The sequence below is a fragment of the Martinezella tropici genome, assembly GCF_003287875.1.
GTDB classification, from domain to species: domain Bacteria; phylum Pseudomonadota; class Alphaproteobacteria; order Rhizobiales; family Rhizobiaceae; genus Rhizobium; species Rhizobium tropici_C.
The window spans coordinates 108043-128619 of sequence record NZ_QMKK01000030.1 but is presented as its reverse complement, the minus strand read 5'-3'; the positions used below and the strand labels follow the sequence as shown (position 1 = coordinate 128619).

Annotated in this window: 18 protein-coding genes; 3 read left to right on the top strand and 15 right to left on the bottom strand. The window is 58.7% G+C overall.

Annotation, left to right across the window (positions count from 1 at the left end):
• The first annotated feature begins 150 nt into the window (after positions 1 to 150).
• Complete coding sequence (locus DQ393_RS12095) at positions 151 to 906, top strand: helix-turn-helix transcriptional regulator (RefSeq protein WP_181592329.1); 756 nt, start codon at positions 151 to 153, stop codon at positions 904 to 906.
• A 108-nt stretch (positions 907 to 1014) separates the two neighbouring features.
• The gene (locus DQ393_RS12090; RefSeq protein ID WP_112342026.1) at positions 1015 to 1764 is read left to right on the top strand and encodes a haloacid dehalogenase type II; all 750 of its coding nucleotides are present in this window, start codon (positions 1015 to 1017) and stop codon (positions 1762 to 1764) included.
• A gap of 38 nt (positions 1765 to 1802) precedes the next feature.
• Here DQ393_RS12090 and DQ393_RS12085 read toward each other — a convergent pair whose 3' ends face one another.
• The 13 genes from DQ393_RS12085 to DQ393_RS12025 all read right to left on the bottom strand — a co-directional run bounded on the left by DQ393_RS12085 (position 1803) and on the right by DQ393_RS12025 (position 14391).
• Entirely contained in the window at positions 1803 to 2264 is a 462-nt protein-coding gene (locus DQ393_RS12085) for a MarR family winged helix-turn-helix transcriptional regulator (RefSeq protein WP_112342025.1), read from the bottom strand.
• Positions 2265 to 2373: 109 nt separating this feature from the next.
• A complete protein-coding gene (locus tag DQ393_RS12080) occupies positions 2374 to 3090 on the bottom strand; it encodes an SDR family oxidoreductase (RefSeq protein ID WP_112342024.1) in 717 nt (238 codons plus the stop codon).
• A gap of 68 nt (positions 3091 to 3158) precedes the next feature.
• Complete coding sequence (locus DQ393_RS12075; protein ID WP_112342023.1) at positions 3159 to 3533, bottom strand: hypothetical protein; 375 nt, start codon at positions 3531 to 3533, stop codon at positions 3159 to 3161.
• Positions 3534 to 3560: 27 nt separating this feature from the next.
• A complete protein-coding gene (locus tag DQ393_RS12070) occupies positions 3561 to 4442 on the bottom strand; it encodes an NmrA family NAD(P)-binding protein (RefSeq protein WP_112342022.1) in 882 nt (293 codons plus the stop codon).
• A 603-nt stretch (positions 4443 to 5045) separates the two neighbouring features.
• The gene (atzF, locus tag DQ393_RS12065) at positions 5046 to 6884 is read right to left on the bottom strand and encodes an allophanate hydrolase (RefSeq protein WP_112342021.1); all 1839 of its coding nucleotides are present in this window, start codon (positions 6882 to 6884) and stop codon (positions 5046 to 5048) included.
• Positions 6842 to 7195, bottom strand: a complete 354-nt coding sequence (locus tag DQ393_RS12060; protein WP_112342020.1) for a cupin domain-containing protein — start codon at positions 7193 to 7195, stop codon at positions 6842 to 6844. Before DQ393_RS12060 ends, atzF begins: the two co-directional genes overlap by 43 nt.
• Positions 7188 to 7856, bottom strand: a complete 669-nt coding sequence (locus DQ393_RS12055) for a cysteine hydrolase family protein (protein ID WP_112342019.1) — start codon at positions 7854 to 7856, stop codon at positions 7188 to 7190. The genes DQ393_RS12060 and DQ393_RS12055 overlap by 8 nt, the downstream gene beginning before the upstream one ends.
• Positions 7853 to 9406 carry an ABC transporter ATP-binding protein gene (locus tag DQ393_RS12050; protein WP_112342018.1) on the bottom strand — a complete coding sequence of 518 codons (1554 nt, stop codon included), beginning with the start codon at positions 9404 to 9406 and terminating at the stop codon, positions 7853 to 7855. The genes DQ393_RS12055 and DQ393_RS12050 overlap by 4 nt, the downstream gene beginning before the upstream one ends.
• Before the next feature lies 1 nt (position 9407).
• Entirely contained in the window at positions 9408 to 10463 is a 1056-nt protein-coding gene (locus DQ393_RS12045) for a ring-opening amidohydrolase (protein WP_112342017.1), read from the bottom strand.
• The gene (biuH, locus tag DQ393_RS12040) at positions 10463 to 11176 is read right to left on the bottom strand and encodes a biuret amidohydrolase (RefSeq protein WP_112342016.1); all 714 of its coding nucleotides are present in this window, start codon (positions 11174 to 11176) and stop codon (positions 10463 to 10465) included. Before biuH ends, DQ393_RS12045 begins: the two co-directional genes overlap by 1 nt.
• Positions 11177 to 11187: 11 nt before the next feature.
• Entirely contained in the window at positions 11188 to 12114 is a 927-nt protein-coding gene (locus DQ393_RS12035; RefSeq protein WP_112342115.1) for an ABC transporter permease, read from the bottom strand.
• Positions 12114 to 13244 carry an ABC transporter permease gene (locus tag DQ393_RS12030; RefSeq protein ID WP_112342015.1) on the bottom strand — a complete coding sequence of 377 codons (1131 nt, stop codon included), beginning with the start codon at positions 13242 to 13244 and terminating at the stop codon, positions 12114 to 12116. Before DQ393_RS12030 ends, DQ393_RS12035 begins: the two co-directional genes overlap by 1 nt.
• 19 nt (positions 13245 to 13263) lie before the next feature.
• A complete protein-coding gene (locus DQ393_RS12025; RefSeq protein ID WP_112342014.1) occupies positions 13264 to 14391 on the bottom strand; it encodes a BMP family ABC transporter substrate-binding protein in 1128 nt (375 codons plus the stop codon).
• A gap of 338 nt (positions 14392 to 14729) precedes the next feature.
• On the opposite strand from DQ393_RS12025, the gene DQ393_RS12020 reads away from it, so the two are divergent.
• Positions 14730 to 15401, top strand: coding sequence for a GntR family transcriptional regulator (locus DQ393_RS12020; protein ID WP_112342013.1), 672 nt, complete (start codon positions 14730 to 14732; stop codon positions 15399 to 15401).
• Between the two features lie 187 nt (positions 15402 to 15588).
• Here the strand turns inward: DQ393_RS12020 and DQ393_RS12015 are convergent, their stop codons facing one another.
• Complete coding sequence (locus tag DQ393_RS12015; RefSeq protein WP_112342012.1) at positions 15589 to 18717, bottom strand: efflux RND transporter permease subunit; 3129 nt, start codon at positions 18715 to 18717, stop codon at positions 15589 to 15591.
• Positions 18718 to 18720: 3 nt separating this feature from the next.
• Positions 18721 to 19923: an efflux RND transporter periplasmic adaptor subunit gene (locus DQ393_RS12010; RefSeq protein WP_112342011.1), complete on the bottom strand. Its 1203-nt coding sequence runs from the start codon at positions 19921 to 19923 to the stop codon at positions 18721 to 18723.
• Positions 19924 to 20577 lie beyond the last annotated feature (654 nt).

The following is a 20577-nucleotide window of genomic DNA, read 5'->3' as shown; positions in this document are numbered from 1 at the left end:
ATAGGCGTGCGTACTGCCATGGGCCTCGTGCCATGATAGCGACGGATAATGCGTCTCCGGAGGTGGAGAAAGAACATTGGGCCTATTCGTTTGCCTTACCGCTAGTTTGACTATTTCCTCCGCGGTAACGGCAGAGTCATGGAGAGAGTCTTGAACATTAATCTCGAGGTCAGGCGTTATCATGGTCGCGGCTGCCATTATCACGACCACGTGCAAGTCCTCGTCCCTCTGCAGGGGGTGATGAAGGTCGCAATGGAGGGGGCATCGGGCATCGTCACAGGGCGGACAGTCGCCGTCATCCCTAAGGGATATTCCCACGACTTCGTACCAAGCGGTGATTGCAACCTGTTAGTCGCTGATGTCGAACTTCGGGAAGACGAAGGGCAAGACGCGCCGGCTCTGCTGAGAGGAGATGGCCCCTTCGTCTCACACGTGCAGCCCTGGCTTTGGCGCATCTTCCGTCAGATCGGCGCTAAAATCGATGCGGATGGGCGTTGTGCGCACGATGCCGCAATGTTGGCATTAAGCGGCTTGCATCTTATCCGTCCGACGCCGGTTCCGAAACCGCAATCGAAGGCGTCGAGCAGGATCGAGTGCATTGCGGCCAATCTCGGTACTCGCAACGATAAGGCAGTCGTCGGTGCCATGGCGCGCGAGGCAGGCCTTAGCCAGAGCCATTTTCATGCGCTGTTCAAGGCGGCGACCGGTCGTTCTCCCAGACAGTATGAAATAGACCAACGGCTTGATGCAGCGGTGGAGCGCCTGATCTTCACACGCGATAGCATCTCTGAAATTGCCTATGCCGCCGGTTATGAGAATGTCTCAGCGTTCAGCCGTCTATTCAAAGGACGTTTTGGTATGTCGCCAGGCGCATTCCGCGTCGCCAGCAGTGCGGAGCGTTCCTGATGTGAAAATCAGAGTTTTGGCGTGATCTTCCAGAATCCCGGCACATCTCTTCTCCGGCATCCATCGCTATCGTAGCGCTACGAAGACCCGCGCGAGAGGATGAACAATATGGATTTGACCCGTTTTAAGGCCCTGTCCTTCGATGTCTATGGAACGCTGATTGACTGGGAGACAGGCATCTGGAACGCCCTGCAGCCATTGTTGAGCACCGGAGGCCGTGAAATCGGGCGCAAGGAGGCACTGGAAACTTATGGGGAGATTGAGACGGCACAGGAAGCCGAGACACCATCCCTAAACTACGCCACGCTCTTGGCGGTGGTTCATGCAAGGCTCGCTCGGCACTGGGGTTTAACTGCGCACTCCGATCTGCACGAACGATTCGGCGCCTCGGTGCCAGATTGGCCGGCGTTCCCAGATTCAGCGAAAGCACTCGCCTATCTAAAACAACACTACTATCTGATTGTGCTTTCCAATGTGGATCTCCAAAGCTTCAGCGCCTCGAGACGTAAGCTCGGTGTTTCCTTTGACGCCGTCTACACGGCCGAAGATATTGGCAGTTACAAGCCGGATCCGAAGAACTTCCGGTTTCTTTTCTCGCGGCTGCAGCAAGATCTAGGTGTTGAAAAAGCCGAGCTCCTGCATGTAGCGCAAAGTTTATACCACGACCATGTACCGGCCACGCAAATGGGCCTGACCAGCGTGTGGATTGATCGGCGATTTGGGATGGAAGGCCAAGGAGCGACTAAGCAGCCTGATAATCCTCCGAAAGTTGCCGGTCACTTCCGTTCGCTGTCGGAGTTCGCTGCAGCGCATCGAGCCGCGATGGATAGCGCAGAGGCTCCTGCCCCTCCGACATAATGGCGCCTGATGAAAGGTGGCGGGTCTCTTCCGAAGGCTCAGTCTCCGGATGAGACGGCCGGCAAGTCGCCGACGACGATCTCTTTCAGGCTGTGCCGGAGCGTTGCAACCTTGGTGGTACCATTTAGTCGCTCGAATTCTCGCTGCGCATCCTGCCAAAGAGGAGCCGCTCTCTCATGCAAGCGTCGGCCTTCGTCCGTGAGTTCAATGATACGAACTCGACCGTCCGCGGGTGATGGCTTGATCATGACGAAACCGTCGCGCTCCAGGAAGCCAACCATCTTCCCCATCGCCGTCCGCTCGATATCGAGCCGTTCCGCGAGCGCGTTGACAGCGGCACCGCCAGCTTCGTCGAGAGCCGCCAGGATCAGGAATTGCGTGATGCGCAGCCCTACGGGCTCAAGATGGGCATCGTAGAGCCGTGTGATCTGTCGGCTCGCCTTTCTCATTGCGGAGCAATTGCATTGATCGATTCCAAGCGGTTGGTTCGCCGACAACATGTCGCTTTCCTTTCGAATCCTAACTGTCGTCCGCAGGCCGTATGATGTAAAGTCGGAGGTCTTCACATCACATAGCTCGCGGCTTGGCGTTTCTCCACCATCTTAGCGCTTAGAACAATCCTGGCGGCGGCATGATATAGCCGGGTACCTCGGCAGCGAGTGTGCTCTTCAGCAGTACTGTTCCCTGGTCAGCCATGACCTCGCTCTTGCCGGCGGCGAGCGCTTCATAGGTTTGGTGCACCACATCCCCCAGGCTCGCTTTTGGCACATCGATGCCATTGGTCAGGTCGGTATCCACGAAACCCACATGCAGACCGAGAACCTGGATGCTACGATCTTGAAGGTGAAAGCGAAGCTGGTTCGTGAAGCTCCATGCCGCCGCCTTTGATGCAGCATAGGGTGTCAAAACGGGCCGCGGGAGCCACACGATGTCGGATAGCACGTTGATGATGGCAGCCCGCGGCTTGGCCGACAGGATCGGCTCGAAAGCCTGCGTGACGCGGACGACGCCATAATAGTTGGTATCGAATAGACGCTGCGACTGCTCTTCGATATCGTTTGCCAGAGGCCCGTCGATAAGGGTAGCGATGCCGGCGTTATTGATCAGCAGATCGGTATCCGTCGCCAGTTCCGCTGCTGCAGCGATCGATGCCTTATCCGTGACATCGATCCGGACGGGGATGATGCCCGGTTCGCCGAAGCCGTTCGTATTGCGCATGCCGGCATAGACCTTCTTTGCTCCGCGACGACGGGCTTCGCGTGCGAAGGCGAGGCCCAGGCCACGATTAGCTCCGGTGATGAAGACGGTGGCGTTGGTGACATCCATGATAAATTACCTCTCTAAAGCCACAGATCAGGGCATCCGGTATCGATACCCACCTGCGGGCGTCTGGTTTAAAGAAAAAGATCTTCCGGCAACTGGCCGGACAGTGCCTCGCGAAGATTGGCGGCAAGAGACAACACGGCACCAAGCGGGCTCATTCGCACACTGACGCGTGGCACCGAACCATCCCAGTTGCGATCGACGACGACGGTGGCGTTCAGCCTCTCCCCGCTTGTCAGAACCGCCTCGTATTCAAGAAAAAGGCGCGCACCGACGGTCTCGAGAAACGTGGGGTCCTGCGAAGCGTAGAAGGTCCCGACCGTGTTGACGGCCAGCTTGATCTCGTCGCGTCCGATGACGGGACCTCGCAGCACGGAACTGGTCAGCTCCGCGTCCGCGGTTAGGTCGTCCAGAAACGGATGACGCTCGCCTTGAATATTCGACATTGTTCAAACTCCTTACCTCGACGGTGCTCACGCAAAGGCGGCACGATTGTTGGCGATGAATTGCTGGACCGACAGTGCTGGCGTTCCGGTGATTTTCTCGACGGCATCGTTCGTGCCCGCAAAGATGCCATCGCGATAGTTTTGGGCGACTTCGACCAGGTGCTGCACGAGGAAAGGCGGGAACTTGTAGAGATTTTCCATCTTGTCCTTGAACACGTCGATCGAAGTCGGCGCATAGTCGATCTTTGCGCCAAGCACTTCGCTCATGGCGGCGGCAATATCGGTATGGTTCATCTCGATGGGTCCATGGAGGGGATAAACCTTGCCTTCATGCCCCTGCGGATTTGCCAAAAGATGCGCGATCACCCGCCCCTGATCATCGGTCGTGATCGGTGCGTGACGCCCATCGGCAAACGGAAACTCGATCTTTTTCGTGCCCCATATCTCCTTGGCAAAATGCGGATAGACGAGCCAGTCGGCAAAGAAGGTCGGGCGGAGATGCGTTGTCGGAACACCGGACCAGTCGAAGACCCGCTCGGAAATCCAATGGTCCTGCGCCGCATGGCTCGTCGATTCACGACGCGCCGAAATCTGCGACATGTTGACGATTCCAGTCACGCCGGCCTCTTTTGCTGCTTGTGCAAAGTAGGCGGCAGCGTCAAGGATGCCCGGTGAGATGGGATGAAGGAAATAGGCTGATCGGACGCCTTCCATGGCGGCACGGATGTTGTCTATATGAGTGAAGTCGCCGATGGCGATATCAACCCCCCGCTGCCTAAGGGCCGTCGCCCGCTTATCGTCCGAACGCACATAGGCGCGCACCGACTTACCCATTTTAAGCAATTCATTGATCGCGGCACCGCCGGTCCGTCCGGTTGCTCCGCTTACAAGTACCTCAGCCTCACTCATAATCTCGCTCCTTTGCTCATGAGAGCATATGCTCTTATACGAATGGAAATAGGAGCATATACTCCTATCGTCAATAGGGAGTGTTTGCACTTTTGAGGGAGATCGTTTTTGGAGCGACCGCGAACCGTCACTGAAGGCGTCGAATGACCCGGTGGTCCCGGGTTCCATTCCGGTCAAGGCCACCGCTTACAGGACAATTCGGCCCGGGAACGGGTATCGTGAATTCGCACAGCCTTCCGCCATGCCAAGGCAAGCCGCCGTCTCCGGAAGCTCTCCCAGCAATGTCCATCCCAGTGCGACGCCGACGAGCGGATTTACATAGGCGAAGGTGAAGAAAATTCAGAAGACAGGGCTGGCGGCGCGATGACGAAACCCAGCAGGGATGGCAACGAGCGTATCGGGCGGCTCGTTGTCACACCGTATCTTTGCATAATGGGGTTCTGCGTAAGCCACTGGTCTATCTTGGTCTTTATCTGAAAAATGGATTTGCAGAAAAAGATCGTGCATGCGCTGAACCCGCTTGATCGATTTTGGTTGTGATCCGCTCACGGTAAAGATTTCTTTAGATGCGCAGTGGCGCACTATCAGCGCTTCTTCGATGCCTTACACCGTCGCAGCGGCGTAAGTGCGCCATCCGCCATAATGCGTGATATCTGTCGCGTCGGCGACGGCGGCGGCTTCGACCAGAAATCCCTTGGTCGATGTGCCATCCGATAAAAGAAGGGTGCCGATGCTGAGGGGCGAGGGGATGGCCGCAACGAATTGGCCGAACGCGGCCGGCGTCATTTGCCAGATCTCGACATCGATTTGACCACCTGTCGCCTGCGGAACACGAATAAGCCCCGGCTTCGCCGGCATCTGCCCCGGCAAGACATAAAGCCGATAGCAATCCGATGTTCGTGCTTTCCGCAGAAAGCGGCTGTCGAGAGCAAGGAGTTGTGCGTTCAGCGGCATGCCGGAGAGATGGGCACCGACGACCGCGATGTCGATCAGCCCGGCTTCGTCAACGCTGATCGTATCGTTCGGCTTCGGCTGCAGCCATCCGGTTGCGCCGAGCGTCAAGCCGCTGCTTGCGTGAATGTCACGGGCAAGCGAAGCCGTGAGGCCGTCGCGTCCTGAAGTTGTCAGCAGGGTCACGCTAGCTGGACGACCATCGCTGCTTATGCCCGCCGGCACGGCGATGCCGCACATGTCGAGCAGATTGACGAAGTTGGTGTAAGTGCCGAGACGCGAATTTTCGCGGATCGGTTCGGCCTCGAGGTCGGCACGTGTGTAATGTGTCGGCGCGGTCGGTACGCAGAAGAGATCAACCGATGCGATCAGTGGAGCAACCTTCTGTTTCAGGGCCTGCAGCGCATAGAGGCCCTTGAAGGCATCCGCGGCCGAAAGCTGTTTGGCGCCGCCATAAATCCCGCGCGTGACGGGATGGAAACTTACCTCCCTGGCGTCGAAGAAATCCTTGACCGCCGCATAGCGCTCCGCCACCCAGGCGCCTTCATAAAGCAGGTTTGCCACCTTGTAGAAATCGCCAAACGGTACTTCCACCAGGCGATGCCCCAGTTTCGTCAACATGCGCAAGGCATCGTCATAGGCCGCTTCCATGACGGCGTCACCGAAGAACAGCCGGTCGCCCTTGGCAGGCACGCCGATGGTCAGGACCGGCGGCGCTTGCCCAAACCCATTGGCCGGAATGGTTTTCGAATAGGCATCCTTGGCATCGTGACATGCGGCAACCTCGAACACCCGCCAGGCGTCGCCGACCGTCAGCGCGAAGATTGAAACGCAATCCAGCGTGCGGCAGGCGGGAATGACACCGCTTGTTGACAATGCGCCGAGGCTGGGTTTCATGCCGACGATATTGTTGAGGCCGGCTGGAATACGACCCGATCCGGCAGTATCGGTGCCGAGCGCGAAGCTGACGATGCCCTGCGCCGTTGCCACGGCTGAACCGGAGCTCGATCCGCCTGGCACCAAATCGGCATCCATGGCATTGCGCGGAACCGGATACGGAGTACGGACACCGACGAGCCCAGTTGCGAATTGATCGAGATTGGTCTTGCCGATCACCAGAGCGCCGGCCTCTTTCAATAGGCGCACAACGGTGGCATCGGTATCAGGCATATAGGCGTAGTCGGGGCACGAAGCGGTCGTCGGCATGCCGGCCACGTCGATATTGTCCTTTACGGCAAAGGGAATGCCCCAGAGCGGTTTTGTCGTGGGGTCAAAAGTTCCGAGAGCCGCCGCTTGTTCAAACAGGCTCTTTCTGTCGGCAAGGTGCAGGAAGATGCCGGGATCGTCGATGTCGACAATGCGAGCAAAAACGGCCTCTATGATCGCAGCAATGGTGCCGCCGCCTGCGTAGAAGGCATGTAGGGACGAAATGTCGAAGGCGGGACTGATCACGCAGTTTCCTCTTCCAATATTCTGACCGGCCGGTCCCATTGGATGAGCACGACGCAACCGGTGTCACTCCAGACTGAATGTTCGGTGCCGGCAGCATTCACCACATAGCTGCCCCTGCCGTAGTCGCCGGCCTCGTCGGATTGGGTGCCCTCGAGCACCAGGATGGTTTCGAGCCCTTCGTGGCGATGGCGCGGCACCGAGGCTCCGGGCTCGTATTTCAGCAGTGCCACGCCTGGCTGGTCGCCTTCGAAGGGACGGATCCAGTGGATCGTCACGTCGGGTCGGAAGGGGCCGAATTCCAGTTCTTTCCAGCCATCGGCCGTCAACAGTTCGCGCGTCGTTTCAGGCATGGTTGATGGCCTCCAGAATGTCATCGATATGCGCCGTCCAGCCGACGATAGCGCCCTGCGCTCGGATCATTGCGATGGCCGCGGCTTTGAACTCGGGGAAATAGCTTTCGGTTGCTTCTTCGGCGAGGAGGCATTCATAGCCGCGGTCGTTGGCCTCGCGCATGGTGGTCTGGACGCAGACCTCCGTGGTGACGCCGGCGAAGACGAGCTGCTTGATGCCCTTACCCTTCAGGATGTCGCCGAGTCCGGTAGCGTAAAAGGCGCCCTTGCCCGGTTTTTCGATGATGATCTCGCCATCGATGGGTGCGAGCTCGGGAAGGATCGCGGTACCAGGCTCGCCGGCAATCAGGATGCGGCCCATCGGTCCGAGATCGCCGATCCTGAGCGAGGGATTGCCGCGGTCGCGCTTGGCGGGCGGCAGGTCGGAAAGGTCAGGTCTGTGGCATTCCATCGTATGGATCACTGGCAGGCCGGCTAAGCGGAAGCCCGCAATCAGCCGTTTCACGTCGGGAATGATCTTCGTGATGCGGCTGACATCATTGCCGAGGCTGGCGCCGAAGCCGCCGGGCTCGGCAAAATCGCGCTGCATGTCGATGACGATCAATGCCACGGCCTCGCGTTGCAGCGGAAAGGGGAACGGTTGAGCCTTGATGTCGGTCATCCGTGATGTCCTGCCATATGAGCGCCAATCACCGAGATATCGGCGGTCTGCGCCGGTGTTTCGTAGACGAGCCTGCCTTCGGAGATCACCATGATGCGATCCGACATTTCCAGAAGTTCGTCGAGATCCTCCGACAAAAGCAGCACAGCCGCTCCGGCGTTGCGGGCACGCATGATACGGGCGCGGATTTCGGCGACGGCGGAAAAATCGAGGCCGAAGCAGGGATTGGAGACGATCAACAGATCAACGTCGCCCGTCAGCTCCCGCGCCAGCACGGCACGCTGAACATTGCCGCCGGAAAGGGCCGCGATCGGCGAGGACGATGATGCCGTCTTCACCTTGAAGTCGGAAATCAGCGATGTCGCGCGCTTCTTCATCCGGCCTTTGTTTAGCCAGATCGCCTCAGTGCCGGTCTCCGTCAGGTCGAAGGTGCGGAAGGCGAGATTTTCGCTGACGGTCATGCGTGGCGCACAGGCATTCTGCAGCGGCTCTTCCGGAATGAAGCGGACGTTGTTCTTTCGTGTCTCGGGCCGCGTCGCACCATAGATCTCGCCGTTGACGCTGATCGCTCCAGCCTCGGTAGGCCGCTGCCCGGCGAGAATTTCCGTGAGTTCTTTCTGGCCATTGCCGGAAATGCCCGCGATGCCGACAATCTCACCGGAACGCACCGTCAGCTTGTCGATCTCGATCGTTTTCAGGCCGGAGCGGTCGGGCGCCCTGACCTGGTCCACCTGCAATACCGGCTTGGCCGTATCAGTGACAGGAACGCGCGTGTCGAGTTCGGCAAGCTTGATGTCGCCGATCATCATCGCCGCCATATCCGCCGTTGAGAGTTCGCCGACCTTGCCGCCACCGACAAGCTTGCCACGTCGCAGGATCGAGACCGCATCAGCGAATTTCGTCACCTCATGGAATTTGTGGCTGATCATCAAAACGGTCAGCTCGCCGCGCTCGGTCATGCCCCTCACCAGGCCGAGCATCTCATCTGCCTCCGCCGGCGTCAGCACGGAGGTTGGTTCGTCAAGCACGAGAAAGCTGCGGCCGAGATAAAGCTGCTTGACGATTTCGAGCTTCTGCTTTTCGCCGGCGGCAAGCTCGCTGACCCGCCGGTCGAGCGGGATCTTGAAGGGCATCCGCTCCATGAAGGCGGCAAGCGCCTTGCGCTCTTTGGCCCAGTTGACGACAGCGGGTACTTCAGCACGGCTGATGACGAGATTTTCCGCACCTGTCAGCGACGGCACCAACGTGAAATGCTGGTAAACCATGCCGAGGCCGTAGGTGGCGGCATCCTTCGGGGAGGCGACCGTCACCTCGCGGCCGTCCACAGACAGGGAACCTGAGGTCTGGTGATAGAAGCCCATGATGCATTTGACGAGCGTCGATTTCCCCGCGCCGTTTTCGCCGAGCAGCGCGTGGAAGCTACCTGCAGGAATACTCACTGATACTTGGTCGAGCGCTGTGAAGCTCCCGAAACGCATGGTCATGTCGAGCGTTTCGATGCCGACTGCCTTGCCGGCTTGGGGAAGAGGGGTATCGCGAATTATGCTCACCTCAATGCTCCTTTTCGACAATGATGGCGACGGGACCACCGCCGGGAGGCCCTTGATGTTCGGCGCCGCCGGAGACGTAGAGATCCGTGATGCCGAAGAGGCCGGCGAGCACGCCGCCAACGAAGGCGCGCGCATGGCGCGTGCCTGAGATATCGGAATCGTCCAGCATCGTGTGGCGCTTGCCACGAATCTTTCCGGTGGGATCCGGTTCGGCCTTGGCGAGAACGGCAGCGAGGCGGCTGTTGGCCGGCAGGCGCTCGTATGCCTCGCGCACGGCCGCTACATCGACGGCATCACGCATCACCGCGTGGTCGATCGCCAGCGGCCCCGACCATCGATCGCTCATGCCGAGCACGATGATTTCGTGATCCGTCAATTCAACGCCGGCCGAGGCGGAGGCGCGGCGCGAGAAAAGTTCATGGCTGTGACAGATGTCGGTGTCGCGGAGCGCTCCTTCGTCAACCTCGCCGAGCGCGACCGCCACGCCGAGCGCCGATGCGCCGCGCGACAGGCCCATCGATTTCAATGTATCGCGGGTGGCGAGTGTCTTTCCCTCGGCTTCAGCCGCGCTGATGCGGCTGAGCGTGAGGAGCGGGCATTTGATCTGGACGAAATGGACGTCGCTTGGGTCGTCGATGCCGGCGTCACGCATCGCTGCGCGCACAGCTTCGGCCACAAGCAGAACCTGTTCGCGCCGCCCGAGATGTTGGGATGGCAGCGAAGGCGTGCGCGCAACCCCGATCGCCAGTGCGCGTTCGGCCGGCGCATCGACCACTTGTCGCGCGAACACCGTCCAGTGCGGCGAGAGCGCCCCCTCCGTCCCCCCGGACATGACGAACGAGACGTCATCGGCACCGTGCTGTCGAAAGAGTGTTTCGAAGCTGCGCGTAGCATAGCCGCGGCTGAAATCGTTAACGCAGCCATTGCCCTCGGTCTTGCCGAGTATAGCCACGACATTCTTGGCCGCCAGGCCGTCGGCAAGAAGCGCTTCGACCCCGGAGGTATCGTCCGGGCCTTGCGCGGCGACGCGATAGACATGGGCGCGTAGTGAAGGCATCAGGGCAATGCCTCGATCAAGGCCTTGGAATTGGAGACAGAGCCGAAGACGCCGCCCTGCATCTTCACCATCTTGATGGCCGCGAGGTGATTGCCGTAATCGGTCGCGCCGCAGCAATCCTCGAGCAACAGGCATTCGAAGCCCCGGTCATTCGCCTCGCGCATGGTGGTGGAGACGCAGACGTCGGTCGTAATCCCGGTCAGGATGATGTTTTCGATGCGCTTCTGGTTAAGAATCAGCTCAAGGTCGGTCGCGCAGAAAGAGCCTTTGCCCGGCTTGTCGATGATTGCCTCGCCTTCGATCGGATAAAGCTCGGGAATGATGTCCCAGCCGGCTTCTCCACGCACGAGGATGCGGCCGCAGGGGCCGCTGTCGCCGATGCCGGCGCCGATGCGTTGCGAGCGCCATCGCTTGTTAGCCGGCAAGTCGGCGAGGTCAGGTCGATGACCCTCCCGCGTGTGGATGATGTGATAGCCCTTTGTACGCATGGCAGACAGGACGGCCTTGATCGGCTCGATCGGCGCCTGGACCAGCGAAAGGTCGTAGCCCATGTGATCGACATAGCCGCCGGGCCCGCAGAAATCCGTCTGCATGTCGATAATGATGAGCGCCGTATTGTCCCGTCTAAGGGCGCCATTATAGGGCCAGGGATAGGGATCGGCGTCGATATAAGTCAGTTTCTGCCCGATGGCTGCGGCTGCGAGACTGTTCATGGCTGATCTTCCTATTTGGTAAGCGAAAGCGCGCCGGGAGCGCCGCTAAGCGCACGGGTGGGCGAGGAGGTGATGATCATGATGACGAGCGTCAGCACGTACGGAGCGGCGTAGAAAAGATAATATCCCTGCGTCACGCCGACGGATTGCAAAGCTGGGCCAAGCGCGCCGGCGCCGCCGAAGAGAAGTGCGGCGACAAAGCAGCCGATCGGGTTCCAGCGCGCAAAGATCACCAATGCCACGGCCATCAGGCCCTGTCCGGAGGAGATGCGCTCGTTCCAGGAGCCCGGATAGTAGAGCGATAGATAGGCGCCGCCGATCGCAGCCAGCGAACCGCCGACAGCGGTTGCCAGCAGCCGGACACGATCGGGGTCGATGCCCATGGCCCGCGCCGCGTCCGTGCTGTCACCCACGACGCGCAGCATGAGGCCGATCCTGGTGTTCCTGAATGCCCACCAAAGGACGAGGGCGAGAGCTGCACCGAGAATGAAAAGGATATTGATGTTCAAGGCTGCCTGTACCGGCTGCAGGTTCGACCAGAAGCCGAAGGGGATCGCCGGAAGGTGCGGCGCGACAGGCTGGATAAAGGACTTGCCGAGAAAGAAAGCGAGGCCGAGGCCGAATTGCATCATGGCGATGCCGATGGCGATGTCGTTGACCTTCGGCCATTTGCAGATCCAGCCGTGTACAGCGCCGAAGAGAGCCCCGCTCGCCATCGCAGCGAGCACGCCGAGCCAGGCCGAACCGCTCATCACGGCGACCGCATAGGCCGTCATGGCGCCGAAAACGAGCGTGCCTTCAAGGCCGAGATTGATGCGGCCGGAACGTTCAGTAATCGTCTCGCCGAGGCTGACGAAGATGAAGGGTGTCGAGACGCGGATCGCGCCGGCCAGAATGGCAAGGGGCACGCCCCAGAGACCGATTGCGGTATCGTCCATCATGCGCTCCTTTTCCAGAGGTCGGGATTGAAGATCTTGAAGCGGCCATAGAAGGTTTCGCCAAAGAGGATGACGATGAAGAGCGTACCCTGCAGCACGAGGACGGTTGCGTCGGGCAGGCCCATGCGGCGCTGGATCAGGCCGCCGGACGCATCGATGCCGCCGAGAAGGATGGCGACCGGGATGATCGCAAGCGGATTGTGACGCGCCAGAAAAGCGACAAGGATGCCGGTATAACCATAGCCGGCGGCTAGCGAAGCATTGGCACTGCCCTGGACCGCGGCGACCTCGATCATGCCGGCAAGGCCGGCGAAGCTGCCGGCAATTGCCGTGAAACCGGCAATCAGCCGCCCCACGGGCAGGCCCTGGATCTGTGCGGCGCGAACATTGCCGCCAGCGATGCGAGCGGCGAAACCGTAGCTGGTCATCTCGAGCAATATCCACGAGACAACACAGGCGATAATGCCGATGACGAGGCCCCAATGCACGTCCATGCCTGGAATATTGCCGAGCATATAGTCGTGTGGCAGTGGCTTGGTGGAGGGCTTGTTGAGGCTTGCCGGATCGCGCAGCGGTCCTTCGACGAACTGGTTCATCAAGGCGATGGCAATATAGGCGAGCAGCAGTGAGGAGATGGTTTCGTTGACGCCGCGATAGTGGCGAAGAAAGCCGGCAAGACCGATCCAGATGCCGCCGATTGTCATGGCGGCAAGCGCCATGAGGACAAGAACGATGATAGGCGACAACATGCCGACGATCGGCAGTGCGATCGCCGCCGCCGCCACGCCGCCGAGAACGACGGCGCCTTCGCCACCGATGATGACGAGGCCAAGCCTTGCCGGCAGTGCAACGCAAAGCGCCGTGAGTAGCAGGGGGGAGGCGCGGCTCAAGCTGTTCTGGATAGAAAACCAGCTGCCGAAGCCGCCGGCATACATGAAGCGAAAGAGGTCGGCCGGCGATTTGCCAACCGCCAGGATGAAGAGGGAGAACAGTGCGAGGCCGGCCAGGATTGCGCCAAGCGTGATCACAATAGGCTCGGCTCGTCGCGCCAGCCATTCGAGGGCCGGGCGCAGCTGCGCCCGCCTCTGCTGAGCGATGGACAATGCGGGCTCGTTGACTTCAACCGTCATGACGGTTCTCCCTCGATAATCAGGCCGTGGAGCCGACAACGCCTTCGACGAGATAGTTCATGCTTTCGAGTTCGATTGCGTCCTCGGCGAAGCTCTTGTCCGCGGTGATGACGACATTGCCCTTGTTGTCCTTGATCGGACCTTTGAAGACCGAGAATTTTCCCGCCATCATCTCGGCAAGCGTCGCCTCGAATTTCTTGCGGGATTCATCGGACACACCAGGGCCGAGCGGGCTCATCTTGACGAAGCCGTCCTTCAGGCCGCCGCGAACGAAATTGCCGAGCTTTCCGCCGGCCTGTGCCTTCTTGACGAAGTCGGAGTACACATTCCCCCAGGCCCACTCCGCGCCAGTCAGATACTTCGCCGGAGCAAGGGGGCTCTGGTTGGCGTGATAGCCGCAGACGAAGGCGCCGCGGCCGGCGGCGGTTTCGACGACGACTTTCGGGCTGTCGACATGGCAGGTGATGACATCCGCCCCCTGGTCGATCAGCGCGTTGGTGGCCTCGGCCTCCTTGACGGCAAGTGACCATTCGCCCGTGAAGATCACCTGGCAGGTGATGGCCGGATCGACGGAACGCGCACCGAGCAGAAAGGCGTTGATGTTTTGCAGAACCTGCGGGATCGGCTTGGCTGCAACAAAGCCGATCTTCTTGCTCTTCGTGGCGTAGCCGGCCGTTACGCCATTCAGATACTGGCCCTGGAAAATGTAACCGAAATAGGAGCCGGTATTGTCCGGGTTCTTACCGGCCTGCCAGAGGCCGCCGCAATGGCGGAACTGGATGTTGGGATATTTCGCGGCCATGGCCAGCATATGCGGATCGAAATAGCCGAATGACGTCGGGAAGATCAGCGTGGCGCCGTCAAGATTGATCATCGATTCCATCGTTTTTTGAACGTCGACGGTCTCGGGGACGTTTTCCTCTTCGACTACCGTGACGCCAGGGAGCGCCTTGACGACGGCAGCGCCTTCGGCATGGGCCTGGTTGTAGCCGTAATCATCTTTTGGGCCGACATAGATGAAGCCGACGGTGAGGGCGGTCTGGGCGTAGGCGCGAGATGACAGAAGGCCCGGCGCGACACTGGCGAGTGCGCCTGCAGCCGAAGCCCGGAGAAAGTTGCGGCGATTCATGTGAAGGAGTCTGGTCATGGGAATGCTCCTTGGGGCTGGAGCCCGGTTCGTAGAAAGGATCACATCAAAGTGTATGCAATCACCATGCCAGATGTTAAGCTAATGATATTATTGCGCTAAAATCCAGTGGAGATCTTGAGCGCAAAAAGTGTATGCAGATTTTATTGAAATAATGCCTTAAAATGAGCAATGCACTTTTTTTAGTCTTTATTTTGAAAGGCACGCCGCAGCGAGTGATGTGATTGAGGTTTTTCTGTGGAAAAATATCATTGAAAAACAATAGATTAAATTGACGATTGACTTTGGTTCGTTCGTGCATACATCTGTATGCACGAACTGAGGATTCGCCTATTTCTGTGAAGCAGATCAAGCGTAAGGAAGTTGTGAGGCCAGGAACGACCGTCGAACAGATGGTGCGGGCTGTGGCCGATATGATCGTAACGGGAGCGCTCCTGCCCGGCGAGAAGCTTGACGAAATCACACTCGCGGCCCGCTTCGAGGTATCACGAACCCCGGTTCGCGAAGCGTTACGCGAACTTGGCGCGATGGGTCTTGTTGGCCGTGAACCGAACCGTAGCGCTGTTGTGACGAACGTTAGTGGTGCCTATCTGCATTCGATGTTTGAGGCAATGGCGGAGCTCGAAGCCATTTGCGCGCGCTTATCGGCGGAACGAATGACCGTCGATGAACGCCGCACCCTCGAGCGCCAACATCACGCTTCCGCCCGGCTGGTGCATGCCGGCGCCGAGGAAGATTATGCCACATACAATGTCGAATTTCACAACCAGCTCTATCGCGGCGCGCATAACGACCATATTCTCGAGCTGGTGACGCAAACGCGTGCCCGGCTTGCCCCCTTCCGTCGCGCACAATTCCGCCTTCCCGGACGTCTCGCCAAGTCCTTCGATGAGCACGACATCATCGTCACAGCAATCATGCGCGCAGACGCTCAGGCGGCCAGGCAGGCAGCCTATTCGCATGTCGCCATCGTCAGCGATGCCAGCGTTGCTTTTGTCGAACATCGTTAGCGATTTGGGTCTAGGTGGCCGCCAGCCCATAGGGGCCACAGGGCGCGTCATCGTCGATGCGGAAACGCCTCATCCATCATGGCCCAGAAGCGATCGCGAAGCCGGAAGCGATGTCGCCCGGCTTCATGTCCCGACACCATGCCCAACACAGATATCGACGGGCGCAATACAACACGCCCGCCGGCGATTACCGCAAGATGCCGTTCCTCGACTCAGCGGATTGAGCGGCTTCTGCAGCTCGATCTTTCGCACTGACCATCCTGCTTAGTCGTTCGAGGTAGAGGTAAACGACCGGTGTCGTATATAGCGTCATGATCTGGCTGATCACGAGACCGCCTACGATCGAGTATCCCAGCGGTTGACGAAGCTCGGAGCCGGTTCCATGGCCGAGCATCAGGGGAATACCGGCAAGCAAGGCGGCGCTCGTCGTCATAATGATGGGACGGAAGCGCAGAAGACAGGCTTTCCGGATCGCTTCTTCGGGTGATGAGTCGTTGTTTCTTTGGTCTTCCACCGCGAAATCGACGATCATGATGCCGTTCTTCTTGACGATACCGATCAGAAGGATAACCCCGATAAGGGCAATTACGGTAAATCCGAAACCGAAAGTCCACAGCATCAACAATGCACCCAAGCCGGCAGACGGCAACGTCGACAGGATGGTAAGAGGGTGGAAGTAGCTCTCGTACAGGACGCCAAGGATAAGATAGATTACGGCGATCGCTGCAAGCACGAGCAACGGCTCGGAGGCCAGGGACGACTGGAACGCCTGGGCGTTGCCTTGAAACGAGCCAATCAATGTGGCAGGCGTTCCCATTTGCTTCTCTGCAGCTTGGATGGCAGAGACGGCCTGGCTGAGAGCGGTCCCACTCGACAGATTGAACGACAAGGTCACGGATGGAAACTGACTTTGATGGTTGACTGCCAGGACTGCGGTCGGCTCGGTCGTTTGCTTTACAAGGGCATTCAGGGGGACCTGCTCACCAGTCAATGGCGATTTGACATATAGGTCATCAATCGATGATGGCGACCCACCAAGAGCGGGAGCAATCTCCAAGATGACATGATAGCTGTTCAAATCGGTGAAGTACTGGGTGACTTGTCGCTGTCCGAAAGCGTCATAGAGGATGTTGTCGATAAGCTGCGGAGCGATCCCATAGCGGGAGGCCTTATCGCGATCGATCGCGAGGGTAACCGTCGTGCCGGCGTTCTGCTGGTCTGTGGCGACGTCTGTGATTTCGGGTAGCGACCGGAACTTTGCGAGAAGCTTGCCGGCCCACTCATTGAGTTCGGCGGGATCACCGTCCTGCAGCGTGTATTGAAACTGTGTCGCAGAACTTCTGCCGCCAATATTGATGTCCTGCGCGGACTGCAGGAAGAGCTGAGCGCCCTCAAGTTCTTGCAGCCGGGGTCGAAGCCTGTCGATCACCTGCGACGCGGAAGCATCTCGCTGATCGAGAGGTTTCAGGGTGATGAACATCCGGCTCATGTTGACCGTGGAGCCAGAACCTCCACCGACCTGCATGCTGGTGCTCGCGACGGCAGGATCGCTTTGGACGATCTTTCCAGCCTCTACTTGGAGCGCGGACATTTTCGCGAACGAAATGTCCTGTGAGGCTTCAAGCACCCCGGTGATCAGACCCGTATCCTGGATTGGAAAGAACCCCTTTGGTATCTCCACGAAGACATAGCCTGTCGCGGCAAGGGACAGGAGGAAGAAAGCAAACGTCACACGATGATGACGCAATGCCTTGTCGAGCGTGTATTCGTAGCCGGATAGCATACGGTCGAATGCCTTTTCGAAAAGCAGATAGAGGCGTCCATGGCCGTCAGCCTTGTCTGCTTTCAGAAACCGGGAGCTCATCATTGGGGTAATTATCAATGAAACGACTGCCGAGACGGCAATGGTCATTGTTACGGTGATTGCGAATTCACGGAACAGTTCGCCGACGATACCGCCCATCAATAGAAGCGGGATAAACACGGCAACCAGAGAAAGGCTGATGGAAATAATTGTGAAACCAATCTCGGCCGAGCCGTCTAGTGCCGCCTGAAAAGGGTTTTTTCCCATCTCCATGTGTCGGTGAATATTCTCGACCATGACGATTGCGTCGTCGACGACAAAACCGACGGCAATACTCAGTCCCATAAGCGACAGATTGTCGAGACTGAACCCGGCGACGTACATCAGGGCGAGCGTTGCCATCAGCGCGAGGGGAACGGTAACACTGGGTATGACTGTTCCCCAGAAGTTGCGAAGAAAAACAAAGATGACGACAACAACCAGGACAATCGTAATCAGAAGTGTTTTTTCGACATCCAAGACAGACGCGCGAATGGTAACAGTCCGGTCGCTGAGGATCGCCACATTCAGCGCCGCCGGAGCGATCGCCTGCAACTGGGGTAGGATTTCCTTGATATGATCGACAGTGTCGATAACGTTCGCGCCGGGAAGTTTGAAAATCGGCAGGATGATCGCCGGTTTTCCGTTGGCCCATGCCGCAAGCTGATTGTTCTCAGCGCCATCGACCGCTTCGCCGATGTCGCGAACTCGTATCGGTCCGCCATTCTTGTAGGCGATGATCGCGTCATTCCAGGGCGCTGCGTCCAATAACTGGTCGTTGTCGTAGATGGTGTAAGTCCGGTCCGCACCTTGGATGCTACCTTTCGGAGCGTCGGTTGTGATAGTGCTCACCGCGCTTCGGACATCTTCCATGGAGATCCCCAAAGAAGCGATCTTTCCTGGGTCGACCTGTATTCGCACCGCCGGCTTCTGCTGACCGAAGACAAGGACTTGCGAGACCCCATTTAGTTGGCTGATGTGCTGGGCAAGCACGTTCTCGGCGAAATCGTCGACCTCGGTGAGCGGAAGCGTGTCTGAGGTAATGGCCAGAATCATGATCGGCGGATCAGCCGGGTTTACCTTGCGGTAGGTCGGCGGGGAGGGGAGTCCGGATGGGAGTTGTCCCGATGCGGCATTGATCGCTGTCTGAACATCCTGGGCGGCGCTATCGATGTTTCTCGATAGGTCGAACTGAAGCGTTATCGCGCTGCTGCCCAGCGTGCTGCTGGACGTCATCTGGGCGACACCAGGTATCTGCCCGAACTGGCGTTCGAGCGGCTGTGTCACGGACGACGCGATGGTTTTGGGGTCGGCTCCCGGAAGCTGGGTCGATACCTGGATCGTCGGGAAGTCGACTTGCGGAAGCGGGGCGATCGGCAGCAATGGATATGCCACGACCCCCAGGGTGAACAGGCCAACCATCAGCAATGAGGTTGCAATCGGTTTCTTTATGAACCAGGAAGAAATCGACATCGATCAGTTCCCCTTGCCGACGTTGTTTGATAGCTGCGTTGTCACGGCTGCCGAGACAAGAGAGCCGTCCTTCACCCTGTACTGGCCGTCGCTGATGACCCGCTCGGTGCCTGCGAGGCCAGAGACGATGACCGCGCGCCCACCGTTGATGGGCCCCGGTTGCACCTTGCGTTCCTCAGCCTTGTTATCCGCGCCGACAGCGTAAACGTAAAAGCCATCAGGGCCGCGTTGCAGCGCAGATGATGGGATGGTAGTTGCGTTCTTGAGGGTATTCTGAAGAACGCGCAGGATGACAAACTGGCCGGGCCACAGCGTTCCGTTGATGTTGGGGAACGTCGACTTGAGCTTCACCGTGCCGTTGTCAGCATCAATCTGATTGTCGATGAGGGATAGCACTCCGTTATCGAGCACCGTCGAGCTGTCGCTCGGGAGTGCGGATACCTGAACGGCGCGCTGGCTCATTGCCGTCAGAACTCCAGGCAAGTCCTGCTCTCGGAGCGTCGAGACAACGGAAATGGGCTGGGTCTGGGTTACCGTGACAATCCCAGTCGCGTCCGAGGCGTGAACCTGATTGCCTGCGTCGATGAGCCGGATCCCCGTTCTCCCCGTGATGGGCGAGCGAATTTCCGTGTAGGAAAGGGAGACGTCAGCAGCCTCCTTTGCCGCCTTGTCCTGGGCGAGCTGCGCAAGAAGCTGGTTTACTTGGCTTTGTTGGGTCTCGACCGTTTCGTCGGTTGATACGCCTTGCTTGATGAGCTTTTGGTCTTTGGCGAGCAGATACTGAGCGTTCTCGATATCAGCTTCATCCTGTTGGATTTTTGCGGCGGCTTGGTCCACGGCCGCTTGGAAAGGTCTGGGATCGATCAGAGCGAGCAGATCGCCCTCTTTGACGGTCTGGCCTTCCGTGAAAAAGACCTTCTGCAATTGGCCGTCGATGCGGGTCTTCACCGCGACGGTGTTGAAGGGCTGGACCGTTCCCAGCCCGCTGAGATAAACGGGAAAGTCTTCGATCGTGACCTTCGCAAGTTCGACCGGGACCGCTGAGGTGGAAGACGACGGTTGGTCCGCGGCGTCCGAGATACTGGTGAAAAGCGTGTCCGCGAGAAATGCCCCGGCGACGATGAATGCTGCCAACGCCGCCCCGGCTCTTGTTTGCCGGACCAACCCTGTGAATGCGCCGCGCTGGTCGTGTCTTTCGTTTTCCATATTCCTCGTTCTCCGGCTTGATGAGACGCAGCCGTGGGTCTCCCGACATTGGTGCCGGAAGGCCGATCGGCGTTGGTCGACAATCGAAGGCTCAGCTAGTTCATTCGGCCTGGATCGATGCGTCAGCTGGTTCCATATTTGCTCCGGTCCACTGAAACGGGAGCGATGCGACTTGGTAGGCAAACGGTAATGTGAAAGATGTCGTCACGCATCTATACAGTTTGGTAGGTTGGTGTTGATTGCCGCTAAGAACGCATGAGCGCGCAAGGACGGGCTCGCGACAGGAATCAGACTTACCCTGAGCTGAATCCGCAAATGTGCCGGCTTAGGCAGGGATTAGAAGGTTACGTCGCCGCCCCGCGCATGATGCAAAATGCGAACCGGGTTCAAGATGGGTGACGCCGAGCTCAGTCGAAGTCCTTTCGACCGCTATCAATAACGAGGCGCCGACAGGTATTTCAGCGTAAACGCGCAGTTCCAGCGGATTGCCCCAAGCGCGCGGTTCATCACGGAACAGCTTGGATCAAGGTTTTGGCTGACAATCGCGGGAAGGCTCGCATAAGCGAACCTGGCCGCTTTGTCGTCTGGTTCTGTTGCTGTGCTGAAAAATTATTCCCAGACTGCGCTCTCTGTCGGTAAAATCTGCTTTGTCTA